General features: G+C 72.3%; 7 protein-coding genes and 1 tRNA gene. 3 read left to right on the forward strand and 5 right to left on the reverse strand.

Annotated features, from left to right (window positions below):
• Positions 1-200: 200 nt before the first annotated feature.
• Positions 201-2,258, reverse strand: coding sequence for an FAD/NAD(P)-binding protein (locus AB0K08_RS05835; protein WP_363352588.1), 2,058 nt, complete (start codon positions 2,256-2,258; stop codon positions 201-203).
• 146 nt (positions 2,259-2,404) lie between these two features.
• On the opposite strand from AB0K08_RS05835, the gene AB0K08_RS05840 reads away from it, so the two are divergent.
• Together AB0K08_RS05840 and AB0K08_RS05845 are read left to right on the forward strand one after the other, a co-directional pair.
• Positions 2,405-4,789: a prolyl oligopeptidase family serine peptidase gene (locus AB0K08_RS05840; RefSeq protein WP_363352589.1), complete on the forward strand. Its 2,385-nt coding sequence runs from the start codon at positions 2,405-2,407 to the stop codon at positions 4,787-4,789.
• Between the two features lie 80 nt (positions 4,790-4,869).
• Positions 4,870-4,958: transfer RNA gene (locus AB0K08_RS05845), tRNA-Ser, on the forward strand.
• Between the two features lie 97 nt (positions 4,959-5,055).
• On the opposite strand, the gene AB0K08_RS05850 is transcribed toward AB0K08_RS05845, so the two are convergent.
• From AB0K08_RS05850 to AB0K08_RS05865, 4 genes are all read right to left on the reverse strand, one after another.
• A complete protein-coding gene (locus AB0K08_RS05850) occupies positions 5,056-5,853 on the reverse strand; it encodes a hypothetical protein (protein ID WP_363352591.1) in 798 nt (265 codons plus the stop codon).
• A 24-nt stretch (positions 5,854-5,877) separates the two neighbouring features.
• A complete protein-coding gene (locus AB0K08_RS05855) occupies positions 5,878-7,803 on the reverse strand; it encodes an ABC transporter transmembrane domain-containing protein (RefSeq protein WP_363352592.1) in 1,926 nt (641 codons plus the stop codon).
• 29 nt (positions 7,804-7,832) lie between these two features.
• Positions 7,833-8,987: a DUF1611 domain-containing protein gene (locus AB0K08_RS05860; protein WP_363352593.1), complete on the reverse strand. Its 1,155-nt coding sequence runs from the start codon at positions 8,985-8,987 to the stop codon at positions 7,833-7,835.
• Between the two features lie 199 nt (positions 8,988-9,186).
• Positions 9,187-10,398: an MFS transporter gene (locus AB0K08_RS05865; RefSeq protein WP_363352594.1), complete on the reverse strand. Its 1,212-nt coding sequence runs from the start codon at positions 10,396-10,398 to the stop codon at positions 9,187-9,189.
• A gap of 55 nt (positions 10,399-10,453) precedes the next feature.
• Between AB0K08_RS05865 and manB the strand changes: the two genes are divergently transcribed.
• The gene (gene manB / locus AB0K08_RS05870; RefSeq protein WP_363352595.1) at positions 10,454-11,974 is read left to right on the forward strand and encodes a phosphomannomutase/phosphoglucomutase; all 1,521 of its coding nucleotides are present in this window, start codon (positions 10,454-10,456) and stop codon (positions 11,972-11,974) included.
• Positions 11,975-11,992 lie beyond the last annotated feature (18 nt).

Raw genomic sequence — 11,992 nt, forward strand, 5'->3', positions numbered from 1 at the left:
GACGGCTCCTACCAGCCCGACCGGCACATCACCCGCGCCGAGGTCGCCACCATCCTCTACCGCTACGAGACCATGATCGCCAACGAAGGCTGACAGCTCAGCCCGTCGCTGACACGCCCTCACCGGGCACAGAGTGACCCCGCCCCGTCACAACAGTGGGGGCGGGGTCACTGTGCGCTTAATGGGGGGGGTCACTGTGCTCAATGGCGCTGGGCGAGGGACCAGACGGCGCGGGCGGCGGCGTCCGCGTCCCCGAGGGTGCGGGCCCGTCCGTCCGGGTCGCGGCCGGCCTCCGCCGCGATGGCGGTGCCCCACTGGACCGAGGCCAGCTGCAGCCCCAGCACGAAGATCCGCTCGTGCACCGCTCCGGCGGCGTCCCGGAGGCGGTGGGGCCGATCCGTCACGTCGAAGCCGCGCCCCGGCACGGGATCGCCCTCCTCGTCCTCCTCCGGATGGGGCACGGCCACCCCCTCGGCCAACAGGGAGGACACCAGGGGCGATTCGGAGACGAGCACCCGGTTCGGCGGCATCATCGCCTCCACCATCCACGATCCCCGGTGTACGTCCTGGCCCTGGACGGCACCACCCACCTGCGGTGAGGACACCGTGAGCCGGGACCGGCCGGCGTCGGGCTCGAACTGGGGGTCCGGGCCCACGAACCGGACCAGGCCCGCCCGGGCCGCGCCCAGCAACTGCTCCACGCGCTGAAGCGGCGGGCCGGAGGCGGTCCCCTCCACGAGGGACTCAAACCAGCCGGTCACGTCCCCGCGCCGGGAGGCGTCCGTGATCCGCCGCTCCGCCACGAGCTGCTTCACCTGCAGCCGCGCGGCGTGCAGGGTGCCGATCGCCACCATGAGCGGGGAGTCCTCCCCCGCGGCGGCCTCCGCGCAGATCCCCTCGAGGAAGCCGATCACCTCCCGCTGGTACTCCTCCCCCGTGGCGAACACCTGCCCCTCGAAGGGCCGGGCGAGGTCCCGGATGTCCAGGAACGGCATGCCGGGCGCGTACTCGTTCAGCAGGGACTGGGCCTGGTGACGCGTGACGGGCTCCCCGCGGCCGGCCTGCTCCAGCAGTCCCACCAGCCCGGCCAGGAACTCCGTGGCCGGTCCCGCCCCGCCCAGCACCTCCGGACGGAGGTGCACCAGCGCGTTGTAGTACGCCCGCACCACGTCCCGGTGGATGAGCGGCCAGAGGTGGACCGTGAAGTCCAGCGGGCCATGCTCGGCCTGCAGCGCCTCGACGGCCTGGGGCACCAGGTACTTCAGGGAGACCGCGTGCGGGACGAAGGCGTCCAGCTCCGCCTTGGGCAGGTAGCACACGCCCCGGCGCGAGGCCGGGTGGAGCACCGGTTCGGCGCCCGAGGGGCGGTACTCCAGGGCTCGGCCCGGGCCCGCCCCCGTGTCCGCGTACGTCCCTCCCCGGCCGAGGGTCAGCTGGGCCAGCCCGTCGAAGAAGTTCAGCCCCATCCCGCGCACCAGCACGTCCTCGCCCGCGGGGATGGCCTCCCAGTCCAGGTCACAGGGGATGTTCGGGCCACGGTAGTGCAGGCCCAGCCGGTCCGCCGCCTCCTGGAGCCGCCGTTGCTCGGCCGTCAGCCGGGCCGGGACGTGCCCCACGCACAGCACCACGGCGTCCGCCGCCACGGTGCTCCCGTCGTCCAGGGTCAGGGTCGCCCGGCCGGACTCGCGGGATCCCGGTGCCGGTGCCGGTGCCAGGTGCACCACCTCGGCCTGCCGCCAGGACAGATGCCCGACGCCGGCCCGCCCCTTCAGCGCGGACGTCACCTCCCGGAACATCTCGGCCAGGTACCGGCCGTAGACGGCCCGCGGCGGATAGTCGGTGCGGTCCAGGACCCGGGACCGGTCCGGGTGGGCCATGCGCCACTGGTCGAAGGTCAGGGCGGCCGAGGAGGGGTTCAGCCCCGGGGTGCCGGCCGCCGCCACGGTGGGGAAGAAGGCCGGCGTGTTCATCAGGAACAGCTCGGACTGCCCGTCCCGCCAGACGTGCCCCGGCCCCGGCTCGTGGGGGTCGATCACCACGACGTCCAGCAGCGGTGCCGTGCGGCCGGGCTCCCCCGCAGCTGCCGAGTCGGACGCCGAGGCGGACGCCGCGGCAGGCTCTGCGGCGGATTGCTCTGAGGAGGATTGCTCGATGGCGGCCAGCAGCCGCTCCAGGAAGGAGGTCCCCCGCGGGCCGGCCCCCACCACGGCCACGGTGAACCGTTCCTCGGGCGCACCCTCGGGCACTACGGCGGTCATACGCTGTTCCTCTCGGCGGGGTGTGCTGACGGAGTGCTCTCGGTGTGCTGACGGAATGCTGGCGGTGTGCTGACAGTCTGCTGGCGGCGTGCCGCTCTCCGCCCCAGCCTACGGTCACGGTGGGCGCACTGTGATTGCATAGGAGGATGCCGCTCAGCCCTGACTCCCAGCCCCATGACGACTTCCTCTGGCTCGAGGACATCCACGGTCAGGACCCACTTGACTGGGTGCACCGGCAGAACGCCCGGACGGAGTCGCTCCTGGACTCGGACCGGTTCGCGGAGCTGCAGCAGGACCTCACCGCCATCCTGGACGCCCCGGACCGCATCCCCCACGTGAGCAAGCGGGGCGACTGGTACTACAACTTCTGGCGGGACGGCGATCACCCGCGCGGGCTGTGGCGCCGCGCCCGGTGGGAGCCCTACCTGGCCGGCGAGCCGGAGTGGGAGGTCCTGCTGGACGTGGACGCCCTCGCCGCGACCGAGGGCACGGACTGGGTGTTCTCCGGCGCGCGGCTGCTGCGCCCGGACTGGGACCGCGCCCTGCTGAGCCTCTCCCCCGACGGCGGCGACGCCGTGGCCGTGCGGGAGTTCGACCTGACCACGCGTTCGTTCGTCACCGCGCCCGCCGGCTTCGAGCTGCCCGTGGCCAAGACGCAGGTCTCCTGGATCAGCCGCGACCGGTTGCTGGTAGGCACCGTGACGGACCCGGGCCCAGGCCCAGATGCCGAGGGCGCAGACACGGAGGGCGGGGATCCGGAGGGCGGGGACGCCACCCGGTCCTCCTACGCGCGGACCCTGCGGGTGCTGGACCGGGGCGGGACGCTGGAGACCGCCGAGACCGTGTTCACGGTGGACCGGGACCACGTGGCGGCCTTCGGCGGCCACGACTCCACGCCCGGGTGGGAGCGGACGGTGGCGATCGACGCGATCGACTTCTACGACTCCACCACGTGGCTGCGCGAGCCGGACGGAGGACCGGGGACCCCGTCCGACACTTCGTCCAGCACCCCTTCCGGCCCCCTCCCCGGCAGCCTGCCCGGCACCGACGGCGAGCGCCCCGGCTGGCGGCGCCTCGAGGTCCCGCTGGACGCCGAGGTGGACGTGCACCGGCAGTGGCTGACCGTCCTGTTGAAGTCCGAGTGGGAGCTGCCCGGGGCGGCCCACCCGGCCGGCTCGCTGCTGGTCTGCACCGTGGACGGCTTCCTGGACGGCTCCGAGGAGCCGCGGCCGGCCTTCCTGCCCACCGGCGGCACCACCCTGTCCGCGTGGACCTGGACCGCGTCCCACCTGGTGCTGACCGTCCTGCAGGACGTGGCCTCGGCCGTGTACGCACTGCCGCAGAGCTCGCTGGCCGCCCCGGAGTCCGGCACCGCCGCCCCGGTACGTACGCCAGCCCTGGACGCCACCCGGCGCCTGATGCTGGAGAACCCCAACCCCGCCGACCCGTTCCTGACGCTGGGCGTGGCCGCGGTTGACGACGAGGACCCGGACTGCGGCGACGACCTGTGGATCACCGCCACCGGCGCCCTGACGCCGCCGACCCTGCTGCGCGCCACCCTGCCGACGCACCTGGGTGCGGCCGACCCCGGGACGGTACCGGCCGGCGTCGTGCCCGCGCTGGTCACCGTGCGGACCGGACCGGAGCGCTTCGACGCCACGGGACTCCAGGTGCGCCAACACTTCGCGGTGTCCGACGACGGCACGCGGGTCCCGTACTTCCAGATCGGCCCCGCGGACCTCGAACTGGACGGCGCCAACCCGGTGCTGATGGACGGATACGGTGGCTTCCTCGCCTCGAAGCTGCCCGGCTACTCCGGGGTCTACGGCCGCGGCTGGCTGACCCGCCGCAACCCCGGGGGCCGGCAGGGCATCCACGTCATCGCCAACATCCGCGGCGGCGGCGAATACGGCCCCGACTGGCACCGGGCCGCCCTGAAGCAGAACCGCCACCGCGCCTACGAGGACTTCGCCGCCATCGCCCGGGACCTGCAGCGCCGCGGCGTCACGGACCGCGCACACCTGGCCGCAACCGGCCGCTCCAACGGCGGGCTGCTGATGGGCGCCATGGCCACCCTGTACCCGGAGCTGTTCGGCGCCCTGAGCTGCGGGGTGCCCCTGCTGGACATGCGCCGGTACACCGTGCTGTCCGCCGGCCACAGCTGGATCGCCGAGTACGGCGACCCGGACGTTCCGGCCGAGTGGGAGTTCATCCGCACCTTCTCGCCGTACCACCTGCTGCTGAACCGCCCCGTGGCGGGTGCGGCCGAGGGGCGCGACGGCGGCGGGCCGGGGACCGGGTATCCCGACCTCCTCGTGTGGACGGCCACCTCGGATGACCGCGTGGGGCCGGTGCAGGCCCGCAAGATGGCCGCCCGCATGCTGGACCTGGGGGTGCCGAACGTGTGGTTCCACGAGGACCTCGACGGCGGCCATGCCGGGGCCTCGGACAACCGGCAGGCCGCCGCCCTGCACGCGCGGTCCCTGGAGTTCCTGTGGAAGACCGTCGGCGACGTGGGAGACGTGGGATAGTCACTCCGCAGGCTCGCTTTGAACTCAGGGGCCTGTGACGGCTAGCATGTCAGGGTTACCATCTCATCGATGGCGACAGTGGAGACGTGCCAGAGCGGCCGAATGGACTTCACTGCTAATGAAGGGTCCGGTGAAAGCTGGACCGGGGGTTCAAATCCCCCCGTCTCCGCAGTGTGAGAAGCCCGGGAACCTCGAGTTCCCGGGCTTCTTCCGTGTCCGGGCCGGTCAGCGGCGTCCGGGCAGCCGGTTCAGTCGGCTCAGTCGGCTCAGTCGTCCTGGCCCTGTTCCCGCTGGAGGATGTGCAGGAACTGCAGGGCCTCCTCCGCCGTGAGCACCGTATGGGCCGAGAGCTCCAGCGCGGCGTCCTCCACGCGGCCGTCCCGCACCAGGGCGGTCAGCTGGTCGCGCAGAAACGGCGGCAGGTCATCGGAGGAGACGCGGACCGTGGTCTCGTCCCGCACCACCTCGAGTTCGAAGGGACGGTCGGCGGGCAGACGGTCACCCAGCCAGTCCTCGGGGACCACCAGATCGGTCCCGTCGGCGATGTCCCCCGATGGGACCCGGTGGCCGGCTGGCCCGGTCTTCCCCGGAGTCCCCGTGTCCTGGCCGGCAGTCTCATCCCCGGCCCCCACTGGACCGGGACCGTCCGAGGAGGAGGGGGCGGCCGGCGTCGTTCCCCCGGGGTGAAGCGAGCTACCGGCGGCGGTGCCACCGGCGGTGGGCTTGGCCCAGATCTGCGGGTAGGTGGCGAGCGCCTGGACGTCCAGCATCGCCTCGAAGGTGCCGGCCCCGGTGCTCCGGCGGTAGGCGGTGATCGCCTCGGCGGTGCGGCCGGCCGCGATCAGGCGGTACACCTCGCGGTGGGTGTCCTGGTCCAGCCGGGTCGAGGCGGCCCGGGCGCTGTCCGCGCTCACGCGGCCGGCCAGGGACCCACGGCGCGGCCTGCCCGCACGCCCGGAGGCCTGGCCCCCGCCGGCGGAGGAGCGGCGCGAGTACAGCCACGCGACGCCACTGACCAGCACGGCCACGAGCACGATGATCAACAGCGGAATGAGGTATTCCATGGTCTCCAGTCTAGGTCGACTACCTCAGGGTGCGTCGACCGTCCAGACCCGGTGGCCCGGGGCCACCCGCGAGGGGTTCTGCGAGGTGAACAGCACCACGCCTGGATAGTCCTCCAGCTCGGCACGCAGCAGGCGGATCCCCTCCGAATCCAGATCGGAGTCGATCCCGTCCAGGACCAGCAACGGCGGGTCCTCCAGCAGCGCCCGGCCCAGCTTCAGCCGGGCCACCTGGGAGCCGGTCAGCGGCTGGCCGCCGTTCTTGATCCGGGTCTGCGCGCCCTTCGGGAACTGGCTCAGCACGCGGTCCAGCCCCACCCGGGCGAAGGCCTCCCGGGTCTGCTCCTCCGTGGCCTTCGGGTTGCGGTAGGCGATGGCGCGGGACACGGTGCCGCGCTCCAGCGGCACGCGCACCGAGGCATGGCCGAGCAGCTTGCGCCGCTGGCGGCCCGGGGCCAGGGTGTAGTCGTAGCCGTCCACCAGCATGTCCAGCGCGGGTGTGGGCTGCCCCGGCTCCGCACCGGTGTTCTGCCCGGCCAGCAGGTTCAGCAGGAAGGGCTGGATCCGGCCCGGGTCATGGGACTGGATGTGGATGACGTCCCCGGCAGCGGCCTGGAGCATGGGCACGCGCTGGCCCTGCACCACCATCCGGCGGATCCGCAGGCCGTGGCGGCCGGTGCTCGAGCGGTCCCGCTCCACGTCCTTCCAGTGCTCCTCACGGTCCTTCTCCGCCTGCCTCAGCACCTCGGCCTGTGCCAGCAGGGGTGCCTGGATGCGGCGGGCCGCCTTGTAGTTCTGCCGGTACTCCACCACGCGGCCCAGGTCCCCCAGCGGGGCGGACATGACGCCCACCAGGGTCATGGCGGAGGCCACCCCGGCGGTGTCGATCAGCCCGAGGGTGCCGAGCACCACCACGGCTGCGGTGGCCAGCGAGGCCGCCGTGATGGCGGAGGCCCGGACCAGGCCGGTGATGCGGGCGCGGGCCACGGCGGCGTTGACCACCTTGCCCGAGTCCCGGTCCAGCGCATTGAGCTCGCGGTTGACCCCGCCGGCCGCCTGGATCGACTCCCCGGCGCGCACGGTGTCCGCGATCCGGGCGGACATCCGGCCACGACGGCGGCGCAGATACCTCGCGCGCACGAAGGTCGCCTTGGCCATGGGCGGCACGGCCAGGCCCAGCAGCACGATCGGGACCCCCACCGCCAGGCCCACCTGCCAGTTGGAGATCGCCAGCACCCCGAGCACCACGACGATCAGGGGCAGCGAGGTCATCAGCGGGACGATCCCCTGGGAGACCCAGTTGCGCACAGCGGTCAGGTCGTTGGACGCACGGGTGATGGTCACCCCGAGCGAGGCGTTGCCGGAACCGGCCAGCGTGGTACCGATCAGCTTGCGGCGCAGTTCGTAGACGTAGTCCTGACCGAGGTCCTCCCCCACCACGCGCTCGCCCCAGCGGGCGCCGAAGATGGAGAGCACGGCGACCACCAGGATGGACAGCTGCAGCCACGGGATATAGGTGCCGGCCTCGGCGGCGGCCGCGGGGTCCAGGGCGCTCCCGTCCGGGGCGGTCCCGGCGTTCAGGGCGGCGTTGACCTGGGCCGGCATCCCCAGCAGGGAGTCCACGGCGAAGGACATGACCAGCGCCATGACGGCCTGGAAGACGCCCAGGAGGAACAGGATCACCAGCAGGTAGCGGCGCCGGCCGGACCAGACGGTCGGCATCTTCTCCCCCGCACCGGTGGCCTCGGTGGTGCCCTCATCCTCCGCGTCGGTGGCGGCACCCAGGGCTTCGTCCCCGACACCGCCCCCGAGACCGTCTCCGGGTTCGTCTCCGGCCTGGGGCTCCGCCGAGAGCCGGAACCGGCGCTGGGAGCCAGCCCGGCCGTCGTCGTGCCTCTGTGCTGTGGGGCGATCCGGGTTCAGGATGTCCTCCAGGGTGGGGTGGATGGTCATGGGGACCTCGGGGTCAGTCTGTCAGGCTGTCAGGAGCGGGGCAGCAGGGCGGAGGACACGGCGGCGTCGGTCAGCTCGTAGGTGTCGATGACCGGGACCCCGGCGCAGGCCAGGACCTGGTTGGCCTCGGCTGTCGCCAGCGGGGAGGAGGTCAGCACGCCGGAGACCGCGGCCACGTCCAGCCCGGAGTCCTGCAGCTCGCGGACGCCGGCCACGGCACCCAGGGCGTCACCGGCAGCGAAGACCACGCGGTCCACCACGCACTGGAAGAGCGGATCGCGCAGCAGCCGGGCCGTCTCGCCCTGGTAGACGCCGTCGGCGATCTCCACGACCACCACGTCCGTGTCCGTCTCCGCCATGGCGTCCACCAGGTTCACGGTCAGGGACCGGACCTGCTCGAAGTCCAGCTTGAAGGTGGTGGGGTAGCCGAAGTCCGTGAAGTCCAGGACCTTGGCGGCGCCGCCGTCCACGTAGATCATCGGGTCATTGCCGGCACCGGTGCCGGTGGACTTGCCGGCGGAGACCGTCAGACCGGCGTTGGTGAGGCCGTTGACCAGGGTGGCCATGGCGGTGGACTTGCCCGAGTTCATGGACGTGCCCAGCACCGCGATCACGGTGGGGCGGCCCGGCAGGGCAGCGGCCAGCTCCTGCTCCGAGGAACCGATCGCCGGGACCGGGTTCAGGGAGTAGGGGGCGAAGCGGGAGAGGTTGACGATGCCCTGGGCATCCGCCAGCAGGCCGAGGGGCTCGATCCGGGTGGGCTCGTCCATGTTGGCGTGCTGCTCGGTGACGGTGCCGGCCACGCCTCCCGCGGCCACCAGGTGGCAGGGCTCCAGCGAGTCCGGGACGTGGGCCAGGAACTGGTCGGCGGCGTAGCGGTGGCCGTAGGCCAGCATCACGATGTGGTCCGGGAAGAGGATGGCCTTGCGGGACTCCGGGGTCTCGATCCGCTTGTGGTTGAGGATCTCGGACACGCGGGCCACCACCACGTCGCCCGCCTTCGGGGTGACGGTGGGGCCGGTGGCCAGGTGGAAGGCGGAACGGTCGGCCTCCAGGGCGGCCCCCACGAAGCGGGTGGTGTAGGCGGCCTGGATGCGGGTCGGCAGCTCGGCACGCTGGTAGGTGGTGCCAGCGGTGTCGATGATCGTCATGGCGCTGGTCGGGTTCGTGATCTCGATGGTCATGGCGGGCCTCTCACTGTGTCTCGGTGACCGTTCGGGGTGTTCCGCCGGCCTCAGGAACTATGGAACCAACGGCCCATGAGCGGTGAATGAGCCGCGAATGAGAGCGCTCTCATCTAACCGTCTTTGGTCCTGTACATCGCGTCTGACGTGGGTAGACAGCACGTATGAGAGTTTGCTGAGAGGGACGATGTGTGGAGGATCACGTGCCGGCGTGCGGGCTGCGGATGCACCAGGCCAGGCCCAGGGCCAGCAGGGCGAGGGCCACCGTCATGAGCACGGTCCCCGGCCACCCCGCCCCGGCCAGGAACACGCCGCCGAGCCAGCCGAACAGGCTGGACCCCGCGTAGTAGCCGAAGTTGTAGAGCGAGGCGGACTGGGCCCGCCCCGCCACGGCGGCGGCCCCCGCCCAGCCTGAGGCCACGGCGTGGGCCGCGAAGAAGCCGCCCGTGAAGACGATCGCGGCCAGCAGCACCACGGGAAGCACCGGGACGAGGGTCAGCAGCACCCCGGCGATCATGATGGCGATGCACGCCAGCAGCACCGGCTTCCGTCCGAAACGCCCGGCCAGCCGGCCGGCCAACGGCGAGGTCCAGGTGCCCGCCAGGTAGGCCACGAACACCAGCGAGACCACCGAGAGCGGCAGGTTGAAGGGCGCCTCGGCGAGGTGGAAGCCCAGGAAGTTGTACATGGCCACGAAGCCGCCCATCAGCAGGAACCCCTGGGCGTAGACGAGCAGCAGCAGGGGCGATCGTAGGTTGCCCGCCAACGACCGCACGGCCCCGGGTAGTGAGGTCCGATGCGGGATGAACCCCCGGGCGGCCGGGACGAGCAGGAGGAAGGCCGTCGCACAGGCCACCGCGATCACGGTGACGGCCAGCAGCCCGGCACGCCACCCGAGGAGTTCCCCCACGGGCACGGCCAGGAGCCGGCCGGCGAGTCCACCGATGGTGGTGCCGGAGATGTACGTGCCGGCGGCGAGGGCGGATGAGGCGGCGTTGACCTCCTCGTTGAGGTAGGCCAGCGCCAGGGCCGGGACCCCGCCCAGGGCGAAACCCTCGAGGAGGCGGAAGGCGAGGACGCCGCCGAACCCCGGCATCACCGCGGCGGCCAGGGAGAAGAGGCAGGCGGCCAGGATGGCCCACCCCATGGCCCGCTTGCGGCCGAGGCGGTCGCCGGCGTAGGACCACGGGATCACGCCGAGGGCCAGTCCGAGCGTCGCGAGCGAGATCATCAGCGCCGCGTCCGAGGCGGGGATGCCGAGATCGCCGCTGATCAGCGGCAGCAGTCCCTGGGGCGAGTACAGCTGGGCGAAGGTCGCGACGCCGGCCAGGAACAGTCCCAGCAGCAGGCGGCGGTACCCGGGGGTGCCGGGCACATGCCCCGCCCACGGTCCCCCGGCTGCTGTGTCCACGGCCTCGACTCTAGCTTCGGCCGGCGTGCGGGCGGCTGTCCTAAGATGGGGGACCGTGACCACACCAATTGATCTCAGCCAGTCCTTCAAGGCCTATGACGTGCGTGGCATCGTCGGGGAGTCCATCACCGAGGCGTCCGTGCGGGCCGTGGGGGCGGCGTTCGTGGACGTGCTGGGGCTGGCCGGGTCCCGGGTGTTGGTGGGCGGGGACATGCGTCCCTCCTCGCCGGGCTTCGCGGCGGCCTTCGCCGAGGGCGCCACGGCCCGGGGGGCGGATGTGGTGATGCTGGGCCTGGTGTCCACGGACATGCTCTACTACGCCTGCGGGGTGGAACAGGCCGCCGGGGTGGTGTTCACCGCCTCCCACAACCCGGCCGCCTACAACGGGATGAAGATGGCGAAGGCCGGGGCGGTGCCGGTCTCCTCGGACACGGGCCTGTTCCAGATCCGGGACGTGGCCCAGTCCTATCTGGACTCCGGTGAGGTGCCGGTTGCCTCGGCTACCGGTGCGGTGACCGAGCAGGACGTGCTGGCCGGTTATGCCGCGTACCTGCGTTCTTTGGTGGACCTGTCCGGGATCCGTCCGCTGAAGGTGGTGGTGGATGCCGGCAACGGGATGGCCGGCATGACCACCCCGGCCGTGTTGGGCCAGACCGTGCTGGCGGGCCTGCCGCTGCAGATCGAGCCGTTGTACTTCGAGCTGGACGGGACCTTCCCCAACCACCCGGCGAACCCGCTGGAACCGGAGAACCTGCGTGACCTGCAGGCCGCGGTGCTCGCCCACTCGGCGGACATCGGGCTGGCCTTCGACGGGGACGCCGACCGGTGCTTCGTGATCGACGAGACCGGCGCCCCCGTCTCGCCCTCGGCCGTGACCGGTCTGGTGGCCCGCCGGGAGATCGCCCGCGCCAAGGCCGGGGACACCGTCAACGGGGTGATCCAGGCGCCCGAGGCCGAGCCGGTGGTCATTCACAACCTGATCACCTCCCGGGCCGTGCCCGAGCTGGTGGCCGCCGCCGGGGGCCGGGCGGTGAAGACCCGGGTGGGCCACTCCTTCATCAAGGCCGTGATGGCCTCCGAGGGTGCGGTCTTCGGCGGGGAGCACTCCGCGCACTACTACTTCCGGGACTTCTTCAACGCGGACACCGGCATGCTGGCCGCGATGCACGTGCTGGCGGCCCTGGGCGCCCAGGACGGGCCGCTGTCCGAACTGGCCGCCGAGTACGACCCGTACACCGCCTCCGGGGAGATCAACTCCGAGGTCGAGGACAAGGACGCCGCGGTGGACCGGGTGCTGGAGGTCTTCGCCAACGGGTGGATCGAGGCCGGCCGGACCGACGGCGGGACCAGCACCACCTGTCAGGCCTGCCTGCCGGACGCCCAGCTCGCCGGCGCGGAGGTCACCGTGGACACCATGGACGGCACCACCGTCGCCGCCGCCGACGGGACCTGGTGGTTCAACCTGCGCCCCTCCAACACCGAACCCTTCCTGCGCTACAACGGCGAGGCCCACGACCCCGCCACCATGGCCACCGTCCGCGACACCGTCCTGGAGCTCGTCCGCCAGACCGCCTGACCCCTGACCGCCTGCCCC

Source organism: Citricoccus sp. NPDC055426 (assembly GCF_040677445.1).
GTDB lineage: Bacteria > Actinomycetota > Actinomycetes > Actinomycetales > Micrococcaceae > Citricoccus.